Origin of the sequence: Candidatus Pseudomonas phytovorans (assembly GCA_029202525.1) — a bacterium.
In the GTDB taxonomy this organism is placed as follows: Bacteria; Pseudomonadota; Gammaproteobacteria; order Pseudomonadales; family Pseudomonadaceae; genus Aquipseudomonas; species Aquipseudomonas phytovorans.
The window spans coordinates 2935508-2954236 of sequence record CP119325.1; the positions used below are offsets into that span (position 1 = coordinate 2935508).

19 protein-coding genes are annotated in these 18729 nt (G+C 63.5%); 10 read left to right on the forward strand and 9 right to left on the reverse strand.

The annotated features are described in order from the left end of the window. Positions 1–21: 21 nt before the first annotated feature. The 3 genes from P0Y58_13125 to P0Y58_13135 are packed head-to-tail and all read left to right on the forward strand — an operon-like array spanning position 22 to position 4888. A complete protein-coding gene (locus P0Y58_13125) occupies positions 22–1905 on the forward strand; it encodes a feruloyl-CoA synthase (GenBank protein WEK33079.1) in 1884 nt (627 codons plus the stop codon). Then, positions 1902–3143 (forward strand): thiolase family protein, encoded by a 1242-nt coding sequence (locus P0Y58_13130; GenBank protein WEK33080.1) that lies wholly within the window; start codon positions 1902–1904, stop codon positions 3141–3143. Before P0Y58_13125 ends, P0Y58_13130 begins: the two co-directional genes overlap by 4 nt. Before the next feature lie 14 nt (positions 3144–3157). Next, entirely contained in the window at positions 3158–4888 is a 1731-nt protein-coding gene (locus P0Y58_13135; protein WEK33081.1) for an acyl-CoA dehydrogenase, read from the forward strand. On the opposite strand, the gene P0Y58_13140 is transcribed toward P0Y58_13135, so the two are convergent. Continuing rightward, the gene (locus P0Y58_13140; protein ID WEK33328.1) at positions 4869–4952 is read right to left on the reverse strand and encodes a hypothetical protein; all 84 of its coding nucleotides are present in this window, start codon (positions 4950–4952) and stop codon (positions 4869–4871) included. The genes P0Y58_13135 and P0Y58_13140 overlap by 20 nt on opposite strands. 38 nt (positions 4953–4990) lie before the next feature. Beyond that, the gene (locus tag P0Y58_13145; protein WEK33408.1) at positions 4991–5200 is read right to left on the reverse strand and encodes a hypothetical protein; all 210 of its coding nucleotides are present in this window, start codon (positions 5198–5200) and stop codon (positions 4991–4993) included. Between the two features lie 192 nt (positions 5201–5392). Between P0Y58_13145 and P0Y58_13150 the strand changes: the two genes are divergently transcribed. After that, a complete protein-coding gene (locus tag P0Y58_13150; protein WEK33082.1) occupies positions 5393–6784 on the forward strand; it encodes an alginate export family protein in 1392 nt (463 codons plus the stop codon). Between the two features lie 33 nt (positions 6785–6817). Next, positions 6818–8050 carry a 3-(3-hydroxy-phenyl)propionate transporter MhpT gene (gene mhpT / locus P0Y58_13155; protein WEK33083.1) on the forward strand — a complete coding sequence of 411 codons (1233 nt, stop codon included), beginning with the start codon at positions 6818–6820 and terminating at the stop codon, positions 8048–8050. Here the strand turns inward: mhpT and P0Y58_13160 are convergent. Beyond that, complete coding sequence (locus tag P0Y58_13160) at positions 8047–9057, reverse strand: 5'-nucleotidase (GenBank protein WEK33084.1); 1011 nt, start codon at positions 9055–9057, stop codon at positions 8047–8049. The two genes, mhpT and P0Y58_13160, sit on opposite strands and share 4 nt — an antisense overlap. A gap of 177 nt (positions 9058–9234) precedes the next feature. On the opposite strand from P0Y58_13160, the gene P0Y58_13165 reads away from it, so the two are divergent. Beyond that, positions 9235–9744, forward strand: a complete 510-nt coding sequence (locus tag P0Y58_13165; protein ID WEK33085.1) for a hypothetical protein — start codon at positions 9235–9237, stop codon at positions 9742–9744. A gap of 247 nt (positions 9745–9991) precedes the next feature. Here the strand turns inward: P0Y58_13165 and P0Y58_13170 are convergent, their stop codons facing one another. The 3 genes from P0Y58_13170 to P0Y58_13180 all read right to left on the reverse strand — a co-directional run bounded on the left by P0Y58_13170 (position 9992) and on the right by P0Y58_13180 (position 12488). Next, the gene (locus P0Y58_13170) at positions 9992–10969 is read right to left on the reverse strand and encodes a D-2-hydroxyacid dehydrogenase family protein (protein ID WEK33086.1); all 978 of its coding nucleotides are present in this window, start codon (positions 10967–10969) and stop codon (positions 9992–9994) included. Between the two features lie 61 nt (positions 10970–11030). Beyond that, positions 11031–11522: a DUF1543 domain-containing protein gene (locus P0Y58_13175; GenBank protein WEK33087.1), complete on the reverse strand. Its 492-nt coding sequence runs from the start codon at positions 11520–11522 to the stop codon at positions 11031–11033. A 54-nt stretch (positions 11523–11576) separates the two neighbouring features. After that, positions 11577–12488 (reverse strand): LysR family transcriptional regulator, encoded by a 912-nt coding sequence (locus P0Y58_13180; GenBank protein WEK33088.1) that lies wholly within the window; start codon positions 12486–12488, stop codon positions 11577–11579. A 94-nt stretch (positions 12489–12582) separates the two neighbouring features. On the opposite strand from P0Y58_13180, the gene P0Y58_13185 reads away from it, so the two are divergent. Beyond that, positions 12583–13758 (forward strand): MFS transporter, encoded by a 1176-nt coding sequence (locus P0Y58_13185; GenBank protein ID WEK33089.1) that lies wholly within the window; start codon positions 12583–12585, stop codon positions 13756–13758. A 65-nt stretch (positions 13759–13823) separates the two neighbouring features. Here the strand turns inward: P0Y58_13185 and P0Y58_13190 are convergent, their stop codons facing one another. Then, entirely contained in the window at positions 13824–14447 is a 624-nt protein-coding gene (locus P0Y58_13190; protein WEK33090.1) for a glutathione S-transferase, read from the reverse strand. A 216-nt stretch (positions 14448–14663) separates the two neighbouring features. Here P0Y58_13190 and P0Y58_13195 point away from each other — a divergent pair, with 216 nt between their 5' ends. The 3 genes from P0Y58_13195 to P0Y58_13205 all read left to right on the forward strand — a co-directional run bounded on the left by P0Y58_13195 (position 14664) and on the right by P0Y58_13205 (position 16356). Beyond that, positions 14664–15386 (forward strand): hypothetical protein, encoded by a 723-nt coding sequence (locus P0Y58_13195; GenBank protein ID WEK33091.1) that lies wholly within the window; start codon positions 14664–14666, stop codon positions 15384–15386. A gap of 86 nt (positions 15387–15472) precedes the next feature. Beyond that, positions 15473–15922 carry an MbcA/ParS/Xre antitoxin family protein gene (locus P0Y58_13200; GenBank protein ID WEK33092.1) on the forward strand — a complete coding sequence of 150 codons (450 nt, stop codon included), beginning with the start codon at positions 15473–15475 and terminating at the stop codon, positions 15920–15922. Further along, positions 15919–16356, forward strand: a complete 438-nt coding sequence (locus P0Y58_13205; GenBank protein WEK33093.1) for an RES family NAD+ phosphorylase — start codon at positions 15919–15921, stop codon at positions 16354–16356. The genes P0Y58_13200 and P0Y58_13205 overlap by 4 nt, the downstream gene beginning before the upstream one ends. A gap of 7 nt (positions 16357–16363) precedes the next feature. On the opposite strand, the gene P0Y58_13210 is transcribed toward P0Y58_13205, so the two are convergent. Together P0Y58_13210 and P0Y58_13215 are read right to left on the reverse strand one after the other, a co-directional pair. After that, positions 16364–17518 (reverse strand): aminotransferase class V-fold PLP-dependent enzyme, encoded by a 1155-nt coding sequence (locus tag P0Y58_13210; GenBank protein WEK33094.1) that lies wholly within the window; start codon positions 17516–17518, stop codon positions 16364–16366. Positions 17519–17699: 181 nt separating this feature from the next. Beyond that, positions 17700–18626, reverse strand: coding sequence for a LysR family transcriptional regulator (locus P0Y58_13215; GenBank protein WEK33095.1), 927 nt, complete (start codon positions 18624–18626; stop codon positions 17700–17702). Between the last annotated feature and the right edge of the window lie 103 nt (positions 18627–18729).

Below are 18729 nucleotides of genomic sequence, written 5' to 3' on the forward strand. Positions count from 1 at the left end.
CAAGAACAAGGAGCAACCTGCGTGAATACCGAAGCCCGCTTACGGTCGTCCGACCCTGGCCAATGTCCGCCTTACCGACAGGTGTCCATCGGCCACCCTCAGGTGCAGATCACGCAAGCCGATGGCATTCTGCGGATGCAGCCGGTCGAGCCCCTGGCACCGCTGCCTGCGCGTTTGCTCGATCGGCTGTTGCACTGGGCGCAGATACGCCCCGACACTGTTTTCATCGCGGCGCGTGAAACTGATGGCGCCTGGCGTGAGATCACCTATGCGCAAATGCTCAGCCAGGTGCGCACCATTGCCACCCACCTGCTGGGCTTTGGCCTGAGCGCCGAGCGGCCGCTGGCGCTGTTTTCCGGCAATGACATCGAGCACCTGCAGATTGCACTGGGTGCCATGTATGCCGGCATCCCGTATTGCCCGGTATCGCCGGCCTATGCACTGCTGTCGCAGGACTTTGCCAAGCTGCGGCATGTGTGCCAGGTGTTGACCCCGGGCCTGGTGTTCACCACCGATACTCAACCGTTCATGCGCGCCTTCGATGCTGTGCTTGATGCTTCGGTGCCCGTGGTCAGCCTGCGCGGCGAGGCGCCGGGGCGTCGGCATGTGAGCTTCGACGGCCTGCTGCAACCCTGCGACCCGGCTGCGGGTGATGCAGCCTTTGCCGCAACCGGGCCCGACACCATCGCCAAGTTCCTTTTCACTTCGGGCTCGACCAAGCTGCCCAAGGCGGTGATTACCACCCAGCGCATGCTCTGCGCCAATCAGCAGATGTTGCTGCAAACCTTCCCGGTGTTCGCTGAAGAACCGCCGGTGCTGGTGGACTGGCTACCCTGGAACCACACCTTTGGCGGCAGCCACAACCTTGGCATCGTGCTGTACAACGGTGGCAGCTTTTACCTGGACGCGGGCAAGCCTACCCCGCAGGGCTTCGCCGAAACCTTGCGCAACCTGCGCGATATCTCGCCAACGGCCTACCTCACTGTGCCCAAGGGCTGGGAAGAACTGGCCAAGGCGCTGGAACAGGACGCCCAGTTGCGTGACGTGTTCTTCGCTCGCATCAAGCTGTTCTTCTTTGCCGCAGCGGGCCTGTCGCAAAGCGTGTGGGACCGCCTGGACCGCATCGCCGAGCAGCACTGTGGCGAGCGCATCCGCATGATGGCTGGCCTGGGCATGACCGAAGCGGCTCCGTCCTGCACCTTCACCACCGGGCCGTTGTCGATGGCCGGTTATGTGGGGCTGCCGGCGCCGGGTTGCGAAGTGAAGCTGGTACCCCAGGCCGACAAGCTGGAGGCGCGCTTCCGTGGCCCGCACATCATGCCCGGTTACTGGCGTTCGCCGCAGCAAACCGCCGAAGCTTTCGACGAGGAGGGGTTCTACTGCTCGGGCGATGCATTGAAGCTGGCCGACCTGCAGCACCCCGAGCAGGGCCTGATGTTCGATGGCCGTATCGCTGAGGACTTCAAGTTGTCGTCCGGGGTATTCGTCAGTGTCGGCCCGCTGCGTAACCGTGCGGTGCTGGAAGGCTCGCCCTATGTGCAGGACATTGTGGTAACCGCGCCGGATCGCGAGTGCCTGGGGTTGCTGGTGTTCCCGCGCTTGCCCGAGTGCCGGGCACTGGCAGGCCTGTCGGCCGACGCCAGCGATGCCGAGGTGCTGCGCAGCGACACGGTGCGCAACTGGTTTGCCGCCTGGCTGGCGCGCCTGAACCGTGACGCCCAGGGCAACGCCAGCCGCATCGAGTGGCTGGCGCTGCTCGAAGAGCCGCCGTCGATCGATGCGGGCGAAATCACCGACAAGGGTTCGATCAACCAGCGTGCGGTGCTGCAGCGGCGGGCCCCGCAGGTGGAAGCGCTGTACCGTGGTGAAGACCCGGCCCAGCTGCACGCGCAGGGTCGGCCATGAGCAGTGCCGGCCTTTGCACCATGTTCGATGACGTGGCCATTGTGGATATGGTGCGCACCCCCTGGGTAGACCTGGGCGGCGCACTGTCTGCGGTATCGCCCATCGACCTGGGCATCCAGGCCGGGCGTGCGGTGCTGGCCCGGGCTGGCATCGCCCCGCAGGCGGTGGACAGCGTACTCGCCGGCAGCATGGCCCAGGCCAGTTTCGATGCCTACTTCCTGCCGCGCCATGTGGGCTTGTACTGCGGTGTGCCGCAGGCCGCCCCGGCGTTGGCGGTGCAGCGTATCTGCGGCACCGGCCTTGAACTGTTGCGCCAGGCCGGCGAGCAGTTGCGCAGTGGTGCGCAGCAGGTGCTGTGCGTGGGCGCCGAATCGATGTCGCGCAACCCGATTGCGGCCTACGAACACCGAAACGGCTTCCGGCTAGGTGCTCCGGTCGGGTTCAAGGACTTTCTCTGGGAGGCGCTGTACGACCCCGCTGCCGGCGTGGACATGATCGGTACTGCGGACAACCTGGCGCGTGAGTTCGGCCTGCACCGTGAAGCGGTGGATGCCTGGGCCTTGCGCAGCCACCAGCGCGCCTTGCACGCCCAGCAGCAGGGCTGGTTCGATGAAGAAATCGTCGGCGTCACGGCGCAGGCATTCGTCGTTGAAGGCTGCCTGCCACGCGGTATTGAATTACCGCGTGGCGTGACCGGAGTCAGGCGGGACAGCCACCCACGGACTACCGACGCTGCTGCGTTGGCACGGCTGCGTGCGGTGCACAGTGGCGGCGTACAGACGGCGGGTAACAGTTGTGCAGTGGTCGACGGTGCCGCAGCTGCTGTGGTGGCGCGCTACTCAACCTGTACCCGGCCCCCGTTGGCCCGGTTGCTGATGGCCACGGCTGTTGGCGTATCGCCACACACCATGGGCATCGGGCCTGCTCCGGCCATCGCGTTGCTGCTCGAGCGCAGCGGCCTGCGCCTGGAGCAGATCGACCGCTTCGAAATCAACGAGGCCCAGGCTGCCCAGGTGCTGGCCGTGGCCAGCGCGCTGCAGCTCGATGTGGAAAAGCTCAACGTCCATGGTGGTGCCATCGCCCTGGGGCACCCCTTGGCCGCCACCGGCCTGCGGCTGGTACACACCCTGGCTCGGCAGCTGCGCCGCGACGGCCTGCGCTACGGGATCGCCGCCGCCTGCATCGGCGGTGGCCAAGGCATGGCGCTGCTGATCGAAAACCCCCAATTTACTGCTTGAACGCGAGGTGGCTCATGCCCTGGAAGGCGCCATTGCTGGACATGCAATTCGTGCTGCAACACTGGCTGCGGGCCGACCAGGCCTGGCAGGCAATGCCCCCCTATGCAGGGTTTGACCTCGACCTGGCCACACAGGTGCTGGAAGAGGCTGCCCGCTTCAGTGAACAGGTGTTGGCGCCGCTGAATGCAACGGGCGATCGCCAAGGCTGCCGCCTGGACGACGGGAATGTGCACACGCCGGAGGGTTTCCCGGCGGCTTATCGTGCCTATGTCGAGGGTGGCTGGCCGGCATTGGCCTGTGACCCGGAACTCGGCGGCCAGGGGCTGCCCTTGGTGCTGGATGCTGCCGTGCAGGAAATGCTGTTCGGCAGTAACCACGCCTGGGCCATGTACGGCGGCATCGCCCATGGCGCCTACCTGTGCCTTAAGGCCCATGCGTCTGACGAACTGCAGGCGCGCTATCTGCCGGGCATCGTCAGTGGCGAAACCTTGCCGACCATGTGCCTGACCGAGCCTCAGGCCGGCAGTGACCTCAGCCTGTTGCGTTGCCGTGCCGAGCCGTTGGGCGACGGCCGCTACGCGGTCACCGGCAACAAGTTGTTCATCTCCGGCGGTGACCACGACCTGACCCACGACATCGTGCATCTGGTGCTGGCGCGGCTACCGGATGCGCCGGCGGGCAGCCGCGGCTTGTCGCTGGTGTTGGTGCCAAAATGGCGGGAGGATGGCCAGCGCAATGCCGTGCACTGCGATAGCCTTGAGCACAAGCTGGGCATTAGCGGCAGCGCCACCTGCGCGCTGCGCTTCGAGGGGGCCAGCGGCTGGCTGTTGGGGCAGGCGCACGCTGGCCTGGCCGCGATGTTCGTGATGATGAATTCGGCCAGGCTGCATGTCGGCCTGCAGGGGCTGGCGCATGCGCAAGCGGCTTGGCAGTACGCCAGGGACTATGCCCTGGAGCGCCGGCAAATGAATGCACCGGGGCAGCCCAAGGGTGCTCCCGATCCCATTCACCTGCACCCTGCGATGCGCCGGATCTTGCTGGAACTGCGGGTGCGCAGCGAAGGCATGCGTGCCCTGGGCTACTGGGCAGCGCACTGGCTGGATATCGCCGATGCATCAGCTGACCTCGCGCAGCGGGCCAAGGCATCGAAGCTGGCGGGGCTTTTGACGCCCATCATCAAGGCGGTATTCACCGACCACGGTTTCAACCTGGCCAGCAAGGCGCTGCAGGTGTTCGGCGGCTATGGCTACACCCGCGAGTTCGCCATCGAGCAAACGCTGCGCGACAGCCGCATCGCGATGATCTACGAAGGTACCAACGAAGTGCAGGCCAACGATCTGCTGCTGCGAAAGGTGCTGGGCGATGGGGGCGAAGGCTTTGCGCTGCTGCTGGCCGAACTGCGGGAGGAAACGGGCGCAGGCGAGGCGGGCGATGCGTTGCGCAGGGTTTGCGACACGCTGGAAGTGGTGCTTACCAAATTGCGGCTCAGCGCGGCAGGCGACCCCGAGTACCCGTACCGGGCTGCGGGCGACTTCCTGCAACTGTGCGGCACAGCCTTGCAGGCCTATGCCTGGGCGCGCACGTGCCGCTGTATCCAGGCGCTGCCCGCAGATGCGCCACAGCGGCTGGAAAAGCAGGAAAGTGCCCATTACTTCTTCAACTACCTGCTGCCCGATTTCGACCGGCAGGTGGCGGCCATCGGAGCGGCCGCATCACCTTTGCCCTTTATTCACCAACCGTTCTGAAACCTACGTGTGAGGTTGCCATGAACACCGGCTGCGGTTGCCGCGCCGAGGGCCGGTAGCGCATGCACCGGTCTGCCGAGCACAGGTGCGAACCGCCCTTGATCACGGCCAGATTTCGCTGCCCAGCGCGCACAGGTCGGAAAAGCCGAGGTCGTCGTCGACGTTAAGCAGAATGTTTGGTTGCTTAACTGTTTGCGCAGCCATGGCTTGGCTGGCGCCGAGCATGAGCAGGCCGAAGGTGGCAAGGGGTTTGAGGCAGTTCTCTTGTTGTTTTAATGAGTGATTGCGCGCGGATGACTGCGTAACAGACACCGCGCAGGACCAATACTAGCCACAGATGGCGCCATGTCTCAGCCCTTGCACGCATTTGCGTTCGATCAGCGAACGCAGAATGGCGATGGCTTCTTGCGGGCAGTCAATTGGCTATTGACGGCGAGATGATTAACAAAAATAATCGTTAACAGAGTTATCCAATTTTATAAAAACAAGTAAAAGGAAATTCTGATGACGAGGCCGTTGAACCGGGCGTTGCTGCCCGTTGTACTGCTTTCGCTGTGCCAGTGTGTGCAAGCGGCCAGCCCGCTTGAAGACAGCCGGCCAGGCCGGCCAGGCGCTCCGCGCTGGGTCGAGGACTACCGTTTTCTGGATGACCCTGCCAAGGCCAGCGACCCGTTCGATGGCCTGCGCTACCACCGTTTGTCCGAGTCGGCTTGGCTGCAACTGGGGGCCGAGGCGCGTTACCGCGCCGATGTGCTTAACCGGCCCTTCTTCGGCTTGCGTGGCCTGAAAGACGACTCTTACCTGTTGCAACGGTTGCAAGCCCATGCCGACCTGCACCTGTTCGATGATGCCTTGCGTACCTTCGTGCAGGTGGAGAACACCCGGGCATTCGGCAAAGACCTGTACTCACCCAATGACGAAGGCCGAAATGAAATCCGCCAGGCATTTGTCGACTTCAACCACGACTTCGCCGCAGGGCGTTACACCACCCGGGTCGGGCGCCAGGAGATGGCCTTTGGCGACCAGGTGTTCGTCACTTACCGGGATGTGCCCAACCTGCGCCTGAGCTTCGACGGTGTGCGTGCCAGCCTCAACCTCAAGGACGGGCGCAAGCTCGATGCTTTTGCCGTCAGGCCGTTGAAAACAGGTGAAGACAGCTGGGATGACGGCAGCAACAATGCGGTGAAGTTCTACGGCCTGTACGGCACCTTGCCGCTGACGGCGGCGTGGAACATGGACCTGTTTGCCTTCGGCCTGGAAACCGACGACCGCAGCCTGGCTGGCGAGACGGGGGACGAGCAGCGTTACACCTACGGCACGCGCCTGTTCGGCCGCTATCAGTCCCTGGACTGGAGCTGGAACCTGGCCGGTCAGGGTGGCCACCTGGACGGCGCTTCGATCCGTGCCTGGGCGGTGTCCAGTGACAGTGGCTATACCTTCGACCACCCCTGGCAGCCGCGCCTGGGCATGCGTGCCGACGCCGCCAGCGGTGATAGCGACCCGGGTGACGGCAAGGTCGGCACCTTCGACCCGCTGTACCCGCGTAACGGGGTTTATGGTGAGGCAAGCCTGACCACTTTGAGCAACGTGATTGTGGTGGGGCCCACGTTTGGCTTTTCGCCATGGCGCACGGTGCGCTTCGAACAAGGCGTGCTCGAAGTCTGGAAGCAGCGCGAAGAAGATGGCGTGTACATGCCCGGCATGAGCCTGCTGGCCAACACCCGTGGCACCGGCCGCCATGTGGGCACCATCTACCGCGCCAACACCCGATGGCTGGCGACACCCAACCTCACGCTGGATCTCGACATGAAGTACTACGACGTAGGGGCTGCCATCAAGGAAGCCGGCGGCGAAGATTCATCGTTCGTTTCCTTGCGTGCCACGTTCCGGCTTTGACTTCCCGACCCAAAACAACAAAAGGGGCCACACATGAGTCGTTCATTCTCATCTTCAAGCAAGCCGGTGCTTACCATCGGCCTGTGTTTTCTGGTGGCGTTGCTGGAGGGGCTGGACCTTCAGGCCACCGGGGTCGCTGCGCCGCACATGGCCAAGGAGTTCGCGCTGACCCCAGCCATGCTTGGCTGGGTGTTCAGTGCCGGGCTGCTGGGGTTGCTGCCGGGGGCATTTATCGGTGGCTGGCTGGCCGACCGTCTGGGCCGCAAGGCAATCCTTATCGTGGCGGTTGTGTTGTTCGGCGGTTTCTCTCTGGGAACCGCACATGCCGAAACGTACACCTCGCTGCTGATTGCGCGGTTGATGACCGGGTTGGGGTTGGGGGCCGCCTTGCCGATCCTCATTGCCCTGGCCAGCGAAGCCGCGCCTGAGCGCCTTCGTAGCACGGCGGTGAGCCTGACCTACTGCGGCGTGCCCCTGGGCGGGGCGATCGCGTCGGTCATCGGCATGGCCGGGCTGGGAGAAGGCTGGCGTACGGTCTTCTATGTGGGCGGTATTGCCCCCATCGCGATTGCTTTTGTGCTGATGGTGTGGCTCAAGGAGTCCCAAGCATTTCGTGCCCAGCCTGTAGGCAGCGCCGCTGGCAACGGCATGCTGGCTCAGCTGTTCGGGCCGGGGCAGGCAAGCCGTACGTTGTTGCTGTGGGTGGCGTGCTTCTTCACGCTCACCGTGCTGTACATGCTGCTCAACTGGTTGCCGTCGCTGCTGATCGGGCAGGGCTATAGCCGGCCACAGGCGGGCGCGGTGCAGATTCTGTTCAACCTGGGCGGGGCGGCAGGCTCGTTCCTCACCGGGCGAATGATGGACCGGGGCTTCGCCGGGCGGGCCGTGTTCATCGCTTATGCCGGCATGCTTGTCTCGCTGGCGGGCTTGGGGTTGTCGAGCACCTTTAGCCTGATGTTGCTGGCCGGGTTTACCGCAGGCTATTGCGCTATTGGTGGGCAGTTGGTGCTGTACGCGCTTGCGCCGACGCTGTATGCGACCCAGGTGCGCGCGACCGGTGTGGGGGCTTCGGTGGCGGTAGGGCGCCTGGGGTCGATGGCCGGGCCGTTGGCCGCAGGGCAAATTCTGGCGGCGGGGGCTGGTGTTGGTGGTTTGCTGCTGGCGGCATCACCTGGCCTGGTGGTAGCGGCATTGGCGGCGCGTGCGTTGCTGGGGCAGCGAAGCCGCCCGACCGCCAATGCCCCGGTTGAGGAGGTTGCTCGCTAGACAGGTTGGATGGCACCGGCAATGCCGGTGTCTTCCTGATCCTGCAAAGGCTTGTCGGGCGGGGAGAGCGTCGATGAACGCCCCCTGTTCGCCACCCCGAACGGCACGTGCACCATCGGCAAATCACCCGCCGGCGACTGCAGGTGACTGCGCTGGTCGTCGAAGAATACATGCGGCTTCAGAATCGACAGCACCCTGGGCTTTTCCATTCCGCCGAGGAAGAAGCACTCATCCGGCGACACCCCCCAATCCTTCAACGTCGTCACCACCCGCTCATGTGAAGGTGCATTGCGCGCGGTGACAATGGCAATCCGCAGTATGCGTTTGTAGGCCGGGTTCTCGGCCAGCTTGCGGTCTTCAAGCATGCGTATCAGCGAAAGCTTGCGGTACAGGTCTGCCAGCGGCCCGGGCGAATGCGGGATGCCCTTGTGCACGCGCTCGTGCTCCTGAAAATCATCGAGGTTGTCGTTGCGCTTGTACACGCTTTCCGCCTCGTCGTCGGCAATCACGCCATCGAAGTCGAAGGCCACCCGTAGCTCAGTGTCGATCTCGTCATCGTAGATGCGCGTCGGCAGCACCCGACCGGCCGGGTAGTTGGCGTCGATGGCTTTCTGCACGTCTTCTTCATTGGCACTGAGGAACAGCGAGGCATTGAATGCCGGGATGTACTCGTAAGGCGAGCGGCCCGACATGAAAGCCGCGCGGGTGATGTCCAACTCGTAATGGTTGATCGAACGAAACACCCGCAGGCCGGTTTCCGGGGAGTTGCGCGACAGCAGCACCACCTCTACCGGCAGTTGCTCGGGGAAGGCCTTGTTGATGCTCAGGAAGCGGCGAATGAACGGGAATGCCACGCCTTTGGGGAATGGCTCGTCCAGGTTCTGCTGCTGGTGATGGCGGTACGCTTCGACACCCTGAGTTTTATAGATGTCGTCCGGGACGGTGAGGTCGAACAGCGCACTCGAGGCAACGCCAATGACCAGTTTCTGTTCGATGGGGTAGGGCATTGAGCAACTCCTGAGCCTGTGCTGAACGCAAGTGTACGCCTGCGCGGTGACGAAAGCCCTCAGGCCTCTGGTGCCCCGATACCTGATCAACCGCTCAATTCTCTCGTTCGCCAGTGGATTCAATGATGCCAATTTGATAGCGTTCCGCCCTTTAACGCTGTATCCGGACAGAAATTGATGAACCAGCTATACGAACCCAAGCAACAGCTCGACGAACTGCCGGGGCTGGCCGAGGGTCATGCCTTCTGCAAGCAAGAGGTGGAGCGCCTTGAAAGTGTGCAGGGCCAGCATGCAATCGAACTGGCCGCGCTGCAGGCCAGTGGCGAGGCGCAGACCCGGAAGCTGGTGGCAAGTACCCTGGCCCGCGTGCAGAAGGAAGGGGCGATTCGCAAGAGCCTTGCGCAGCACCAGGAGCAGTTGGCCGCGAGCAACCTTGCACGGGAAGCACTGTCCACCACTGCGACTACGGCGTTGAAGAAGCTTGCGCTGGCAGCCAGCACCCAGGCTCAGCGCGTTGACAGCGTCGAGGCGCGTTTGGCCAGCCTGGCGGAGCGCCAGCGTGAATGCGAGCTGCAATTGCAGCAGTTGTCCGGCACCAGCTGGGCGGCGTACTTGGAGCGCAATGCCGTGCCGCTGGTGGCGCTGGCGGTGGCTGTGTTTGCGCTGGGGCTGAACCTGTTCGGCTGAACGTTACTTAAAGGCAAAAGCTCACGTCATGAATGGAGCCGCTCTGCGGCCCTTCGTGGCGGTCCGGCTGCTCTGACAGGTACTGCACAAGACTGAAGCCTACGCGGTCCCTGTGGGAGCGGGCATGCCCGCGAAGAGCCCAGCGCGGTGGATGGCACCGGCTTCGCCGGTGTTCGCGGGCACGCCCGCTCCCACAGTGATCGCGCAAACGCTTGGATTGTGAACAAGACAGTTGCTCCCAAATGGCTCAGTGCCGAACCGCCAGCGCCTCTGGGTTGGCAACGTTCTTCGGCTTGCCTTCGAAAAACGCCAGCACATTGTCGAAGGCATCGCCAAAGTACAGCTCGTAGCCGTTCTTCTCCACGTATCCCAGGTGCGGCGTGCTCAGTACACACGGGTGACGAAGCAGCGGATGGGCCGGGTCTAGCAGCGGCTCCTCCTCGTAAACATCCACCGCCGCGTATCCCGGCCGCCCGGCAGCCAGTGCCTGCAGTAACGCCCCCGGGGCAATCAGTTCGGCACGGCTTACATTCACCAGCAACGCGTCTGGCCTCATGTGGGACAGGTCGTCGAAGGTCACCCCGTGGCGCGTCTGTTCCGAAAGGCGCAGGTTCAGGCTGACAATATCGGCTTCGGCAAAAAATGCCTCGCGCGAGGCGGCAGCGCGGTGGCCATCGGCCTCGGCTGCGGCGCGGCTGCTGTCGCTACCCCACACAAGCACGGGCATGTCGAACGCCTGCGCATAACGCGCCAGGCGCTGCCCGATCTTGCCGTAACCCCAGATGCCCAGCAGTTGGCCGGCCAGCGCCTGGCCCAGGTTGACCTGCCATTGGCCTTGGCGGAAGGCGTCGATGGCTGGCACCAGCTGCCGGCGGGCATTGAGGATCAGCGCCCAGGCAAGTTCTGCGGGCGCCACCGGCGAGCCGCGGCCCTCGGTCACGGCAACACCGCGCGCTGTGCAGGCCGCCAGATCCAAGTGGCTGGACACCTTGCCGGTCTGGCTGATCAGTTTGAGGTTGGGCAGGCGGTCGAGCAAGGCGGCGTCGATGCGTGTACGTTCGCGGGTAAGTACCAGTGCGTCGGCATCGGCAAAGCGTTCTGCCAGTTGCTCCGGCGTGGCAGGCTGGCGCTCATGGAGTACCCTGACAGCGTGCCCGCTCAGCTTGGCGAAGCAGTCGAGCGTGCGGATCACATCCTGGTAGTCGTCGGGAATGACAATGCGCATGGTGTTCTGGCCCTGGCGGTACAGTGAGGTGTCGAAGATAACCCAACTGCTGGCATCAACGTCAGATCAGGATGTAGTCGCTGCGCACCACCACCGGCTCATGCGACCCTTCGACCAGGTGCACGAACTGCCCGCCCACCTGGTCGATCGCCAGGCAGTCGTCGACATCGAGCAAGGCGTCGGTGTGCGGCTTCAGCCAGTGTGCCTGCATGCGTTGCTTGCCCAGGGCCTTGGCTTCGGTCTTGTTGCGGGCGGCAACCAGCAGATAGCGGTGCGCCTCCCCGAACACATCGCGTTCGTAACCGCCGAGGTTGATGAAGTACAGGCGCAGGGCGCCGCGGACCGGGGCGTCGTGGCGCAGTTCGATGCGTTGGCCATCTACGCCGTGCACTTGCAGCCAGGAATCGATGTGCAAGCCTTTCGGGCTACCGAACCAGGCTTGGCGCAGCTGCGGGTAGGCTTGTTCGAAGGTATCGGCCTGGGCGAAGACCACGTCGTGGACTTCAATCTTGGCGCCGGGGTGGCGGCCTCCGAGCATGACAACGTAAAGCATGGGTGGTCCTTTGCATAACCTGGGTGAATGTGCAGATTGTAATGCTTGCTGCTCCTACAAGGGACTGCGCAGGCCGCCAGCCAGGTGCTCTATCAGAAAATCCACAAACACCCGCACCCGCGCCGGCATCGCCTGGCCGCCGACGAACACCGCATGGATCGGCTCACGGTCGTCAGGGTTGTAGGCTTCAAGCAACGGTACCAGCCGCCCGCTGGCGAGGTCATCGACCACAGTGAAGGTACCGATGCGTGCCACGCCGGCACCGAGCCTGGCCAGTTGTGCCAAGGCTTCGCCGCTGCTGCATTCGATATTGCCCGTCACCTTCAACGAGAACACCTGGCCGTCGCGGCGGAACGGCCAGTCGGGTGCAGCGCGGCGGAAGTTGAAGCGCAGGCAGTTGTGCCGGGCCAGGTCCTCAGGCTCAAGCGGGGTGCCGCAGCGGTGCAGGTACTCGGGCGAGGCGACCACTACCTGGCCGGTTTCGCCAATGGCGCGGGCACTCAAGGAGCTGTCCGGCAGGTGCCCGAAACGCAGTGCCACATCGGCCTGGCCGCCGAGAATGTCGGCCACTTCGTCACTGAGGGTAAGGTCAACCAGCACTTGCGGGTAGCGTGCACTGAACGCCGCCAGCAGCGGTACTACGGTCAGTCGGGCATGGCCGAGCGCCGCGCTTACCCGCAAGCGCCCGCGCGGCACGCCCTGGTCGGTGATGGCTTGTTCCACTTCGAGCATGTCGGCCAGCACCCGCCGTGCACCGCGCAGGTACGCTTCACCCTCGGGGGTAAGGGTGATCGCCCGGGTAGTGCGCAGCAGCAGGCGGGTCCCCAGGCGGTGTTCGGTGCGGGCAATGATGCGGCTGACCGCAGAAGGCGTCAGGTTCAATGCTCGCGCGGCTGCCGACAGGCTGCCCTCTTGCGCCACCCTGGCAAAAATTTCCATTTCTCCGGATCTGCCGCTGAAGTCCATTTGTGCCTCGTGCGCAAAGGTGGTTGGCAAAAATGCAGTCTAGTGCGCTTTTGAAATGGATCGTAGCATTTGCGGCATAGATAAGGAGCTTGCCATGCGTATCAATCCACCTCTTGTCGCACTCGCCATCGGTGCCTTTGGCATCGGCGTCACCGAGTTCGCCCCCATGGGCATGTTGCCCAGCATCGCCACTGACCTTGGCGTTTCCATCCCTGCTGCCGGGCTGCTGGTCAGTGCCTATGCCATTGGCGTGTTGATCGGCGCACCGCTGATGACCCTGGCCACGGTGAAGATCCCACGGCGTTACCTGCTGATCGGGCTGATGGCCATTTTCACCCTGGGTAACCTGATGTCGGCTTTGGCCAGCGACTACGCCAGCCTGCTGGTGGCCCGTGTGGTTACCTCGCTCAACCACGGTGCCTTCTTCGGCATCGGCGCGATTGTAGCGGCCAGCGTGGTACCGCCCGAGAAGCGCGCCGGCGCCGTGGCGGCGATGTTCATGGGCTTGACCCTGGCTACCATCGGCGGCGTGCCGCTGGCGGCCTGGTTTGGTGAAATGCTGGGTTGGCGCACGGCATTCTGGGGTATTGCCGGGCTTGGCCTGGTGGCGATGACTACGCTTTGGTACGCGTTGCCCAATGTGGCGTCACCCAAAGGCGACGGGGCCATGGCCGAAATCCGTGTGCTGGGCCGCGGTCCGGTACTGGCGGCGTTGCTGCTGACTGTGGTGGGCTCCAGTGCGATGTTCACGGTGTTCACCTACATTGCGCCGATCCTGCAGAGCGAGGCGGCGGCGTCCACCACCTTGGTGACCGGTATGCTGGTGTTGTTCGGGGTTGGCCTGACCTTGGGCAACGTGTGGGGTGGCAAGGCGGCAGACCGCTCGATCGACCGCACCCTTATCCTGTCATTGTCGCTGTTGATTGCCGTGCTGCTTGTGTTCCCGCTGGTGCTGGACTGGCCGCTGCCGACGGCCCTGGCGATTCTGGTTTGGGGCGCGGCCAGCTTTGCACTGGTGCCGCCATTGCAGATGCGGGTGATGGAGGCAGCCAAGGATGCACCTAACCTCGCCTCGGCGGTCAATATCGGTGCCTTCAACCTGGGCAATGCGATTGGTGCGGCGCTGGGTGGCGCGGTGATCAATGCAGGGTTGGGCTATCCGGCAATTTCCCTGGCGGGCGCTGCGATGGCGGCGCTGGGATTGGTGATGGTGCTGCTGTTTGCCTGGCGTGGGCGCGGGGCAGCAGCAGGGGACCAGGTGGCCGCGTAACAGGCCGATACCCCGGGGCTGCAAGGCAGCCCCACGCTCTTGCAGGTGGACCCCGTCTCATATGCCTACGGCGTACCGTTACGGCCATGCAGGTGATAGGCCGGGCGCTCGCTCAGGCGTTCGTAATAATCGCGCACCGCAGGCAGCTGCGGATGCTCGAATGGCGTTTCAAACCAGCGGTTTACCGACAGGCCGATAGGGATGTCGGCCAGGGTGAACTGGTTGCCGGCCACGTAAGCGCCGGTGCTGGCCAGCTGGCGGTCGAGGATGTGCATGTAGCGCGACCAGTCTGCGCAACCGGCGGCAAGTGCTTGCGGGTCCTGGTGGGCGTGGGAGTGCCTGACCAGTGACATGAACGCGTAGCTCCACGAGCGGTTCAGGTCCGAGGCCTGCCAGTCGATCCACTGGTCGATCCTGGCCCGCGCCTGGGCATCGCCGGGGTAGAACGCGGTGGCGCCGTAGCGGTTCGCCAGGTAGCGGATGATGCTGTTGGATTCCCACAAGGTGAAGTCGCCATCCTGGATCACCGGGATCATGGCGTTAGGGTTCAGCGCCAGGAACTCGGTATTGTCAGTGGCCTTGAAGCCAGTACCCCAGTCTTCACGCTCGAACGCGACCTCGAATTCGGCGCAGGCCCACAGGACTTTTCGCACATTGATGGAAGAGGCTCTGCCCAGTATCCGTAGCATGGTGGTCGTCCTGATGTGGGGGAGGTTGATCCTCCGATACTGCCATGTGCCGGTCAAGGAGATGATCGGTGGCAGATCGACCCATTCATGGCGATTTTGTAGTCCATTTCCGAAAACGGTCCTCCCCATCCTCCTGGTCAAGCTTGCCTGGGGGCCCTGAACTTGGCACCCTTGGGCGGTTTGAATCGTCTGTATCACGACAGAAGGAAGTTTGCATTGAGCTGGGACAAGGTGGGGAAACTCCTCGTAGCCGTGCTTGTTGGCCTGATGGTCCTTTTGGCTGCCTACGTGTTGCTCAGGGGCAACCCGCGCCTGGAGGCGTCACTGACCTATGCCTACCTCACCTATCCCACCCAGTTCAGTGAGCGCATTAGCAAAGCCAGCGAGCAGCTCAAATATGAACAGTTGCAGGGGCGCATCAACAGCATCGGTCAGGGCGAGCTAAGCCACGATCAGGTCGAGCGCTTGATCGAAATGGCCCAGGCGCCTTATGCCCAGCTGTTCGCCAAGCCTTTCGAGGCCGGGCTGGTCGATCACCGTACCGGCTTGCTGATCGAGCTGCGCAACACGGGTGATGCGCAGGTCCGGGAGGTGAAAATCCGCCTGCCAGCCAAGGGCCTGGTGCAGGTGCGTGATGCTGCCGGTAACGACACCCTGCTGGAGGCCGCCACCGCGCAGGTGGATATCCCGGCCATCGAGCCAGGGGGCACGTCCAGGGTCTGGGTCTATTTCGATGCGGACTATTCGCAGATTCGCCAGGGCGGGGTCAGCATCAGCCATGCCGACGGAGTGGCCAACGTACAGGTGTACCACGAGGTCATTGGTTTTCCGGCCATGGTCGCCCGCTACAGCCGCGAGTTGATGGTGTTGCTGGGAGGGCTGGCGTTCAGCGTGTTGGGTTTGGTTTATGCCTGCCTGGCACGGCGTAAGGCGCCGTAAACGCCTCACCCACCAAGTCAGGCAAACTGGCAATGATTCGGCGTATACCGCATACTTGTCGGCAAACGCCGATACAGGAGCATGCCATGCTTGCCGAAGTGCTTCGCGACAATGGTTACCACGAGTACCGGGCGCGCCTGCAGGCGCTGCTGGAAATACCCGAATTTGCCAGTGACTTTGAAATCCACACCCGCATCACTCATGGCTTTGCCGCCACTTGGCTGGTGAAGCTGACCGAGCGCGGGGTGTTCACGCCGGTGGAGCGGGACCAGATCATCCCCCTGCGCACCCTGAAAACCCGTATCGAGCGTGACCAGCCGCTGACCGTGGAAGAGAGTGATCGGCTGTTCCGCTCGGCGCACATCACCGCCATGGCCGAAGCTGTGTTTGGTGAAGCGGACAAGGCCAAACGCTGGCTGTCCAAGCCCAAGGAACGCTTTTCGGGGCTGACGCCGATGCAGATGCTCACCACTCAGCAAGGCACCACTCAGGTCGAAGAGATGCTGCTGCAGATTGCCGAGGGCTTTGGCCTGTGATTTTGTGGCGTATCAGCGCCTATGCAGATTTGAGCGGCACAGGGGGCTTACGTGTCAGCGGCCGCTGGCACCAGGCGGGACGGCCGGTAGTGTACGCCGCCACCAGCCCTTCTGGGGCCATGCTTGAGGTGTTGGTGCACCTGGAGATCGACCCCGAGGATTTTCCTACCACAATGCGCTTGATCCGCATCGAATTGCCCGACACGGTTTCACAAGCGCAGTTGCCCGCCTTGCAGCCTGGCTGGTCCGCTCAGCCCGAGTTGACCCGGGCGTTGGGCAATCGCTTTCTGGATGAGGGCTCGGCATTGTTGCTGCCCGTGCCAAGCGCGATCATGCCCAGCACCATCAACTACCTGTTCAACCCACGGCACCCGCAGGCGAAGCGCGCGAAAATCCAGGTTGAGGACTTCACCCCCGACAGCCGTCTGTTCTAGCGCGGATTCACCACAATGCAGCCGATGCCGTCGTCAACACCCGGCCAAATACGGCGAGTGCCTTGTCCACTTCAGCCTCAGTGCTGAAACGGCCGATGCTCAAGCGCACACTGTTGCGTGCCTGGCGCTCATCCAGGCCCATTGCCAGTAGCACATGCGAGGCGGCGTTACTCGCCGAGTTGCAGGCCGAGGTGGTCGACAACGCCAGCTCGCTGGCCAGTGCTGCGCTGTTGAAGCCTTTGCTGTCGATACACAGGTTCAGGGTATGGGGAATGCGTTGGCTGGCACTGCCATTGAGGGTGATGCCGGGTAACGCCAGCAGGCCTTCGCGCAGCCGGGTGGCCAGTTGCTCAAGGTGCTGGTGCTCGCTGTCGCCGGGCTGGCCTGCCAAGGCAAAAGCGCTGCCCATGCCCGCGATCTGATGGGTTGCCAGGGTACCGGAACGCAGGCCCTGCTCATGGCCGCCGCCGTGCATCTGCGCACGCATCAGCGCGTGGGCGCGTGGCCCGACATAGAGCGCGCCGATGCCTTTTGGCCCGTAAACCTTGTGCGCCGAGAACGACATCAGGTCCACGGCCATCGCATTCAGGTCGATGGCCAGCTTGCCCACAGCCTGCGCGGCATCCACGTGCAGCAGGGCACCGTGGGCACGCACCAACTGCCCAATGGCGGCAAAATCGGTGACCGTGCCCAGCTCGTTATTGACCGCCATCAGCGAGACCAGGCGGGTATCGGCGCGCAACGCTGCCTGCACGCTTTCGGGCTGGATCAGGCCGGCAGCATCCGGGGCCAGGCGGGTAACGGCCCAACCTTGGCGCTCAAGCTCGGCCACCGTGTCGAGCACAGCTTTGTGCTCCAGCTGGCTGGTGATCAGGTGCCCGGGCTGGTCGATGCCTTGGGCAATGCCTTTGAGTGCCAGGTTGTTGGATTCGGTCGCGCCCGAGGTCCAGACTAGCTTGTCCGCTTGCGCGCCGACGCGCTCGGCCACCTGCTGGCGGGCTTGCTCCACGGCCTGCCGGGCGGCCTGGCCGTAGGCATGACCGCTGGACGCCGGGTTGCCGAAGTTGGCCTGGCCGCCTAGGCAGGCGAGCATGGTTTCGATGACCCGGTCGTCGACGGGTGTGGTAGCGGCGTAGTCGAAGTAGAGCGGGGCGTTGGGCATGGTGTACGGCCGGTCCGGCATGGGGCACCGTGATTCGGCACCGTTCAGGCAAGCCTACATGCCGCGGTGAAGAGATTTTTCCTTTTCGTTATACGTTTATTGCATGAGCTGAGAATAATTTTCTCCCGTTTACGCCCTGCGCAAAAAAGTTCGGTTTAAGGTCTGTATGAAGCGCAGTAGCTCAGGCGGGCTCCAGGGCCTTCTCTTCCTCCGCTACCACGCGTTCGCACAATTCGGTGATCTGCTCGCGCATCCAGCGGTTGGCCGGGTCCTGGTCGGTACTCTCATGCCAGTAAAGGTGCGTTTCCAGTGCAGGCACCTCCACGGGCAGTGGCTGATAACGCAACTGATGGCGACGGGCGAAGCGCTCGGGTACGGTCATCACCATGTCGGTCTGCTGCAATACCTGCGAAGCCATCAGGTAATGCTGCGAGCGCAAGGCCACCTTGCGTTGAACCCCCATCTTGCCCAGCGCGAGGTCGACGTAACCCAGGCCGTTGCGGCGGCTGGAGATGTGGATATGGGTCATGCCCAGGTAGTTGTCGAGGGTCAGCTTGCTGTCAGCCAGCGGGTGGCCCTGGCGCAGGGCGCAGACATAGCGGTCTTGCATCAGCTTGACGTGGCGCACCTGCGGGTCGGTGTTCAGGGGTGCGTCGATGGCGAAGTCCAGGCGGCCGGCGGCGAGTTCCTTGGTGGTCTCGCGGCGCTTGCACAGGAAGCTTTCGATAAGTACCGCGGGCGCCAGGCGGCGCAGGCGCTGGAACAACGGCGGCAGGATGACCGCCTCGGTCAGGTCGGTCATGCTGATGCGAAAGGTCTTGTTCGCCTGCTGCGGGTTGAATATGCGGCTTTCCTGCACCGACGTACGCAGCAGCGCCAAGGCGTTGCGCACCGGGCCGATGATGTTCTGCGCCATGGGCGTGGGCACCATGCCTTGCGCGGTGCGCACGAACAGCGGGTCGTTGAAGGTTTCGCGCAGCCGCGAAAGGGCGTTGGACACCGCCGGCTGGGTAATGCCGACAATCTGCCCGGCGCGGGTCAGGTTGGCTTCGGTGTAGATCGCATCGAACACGATGAACAGGTTGAGGTCGACCTTGCTGAGGTTCATGGGCGCCGCTCTTTGTTGGAATTATTGGCCGATCATATATTGGTTATGAATGTTTATACACGCGGAAAATAGACTAGGTGGATGGTGGCTGGCTGCTCTAGGC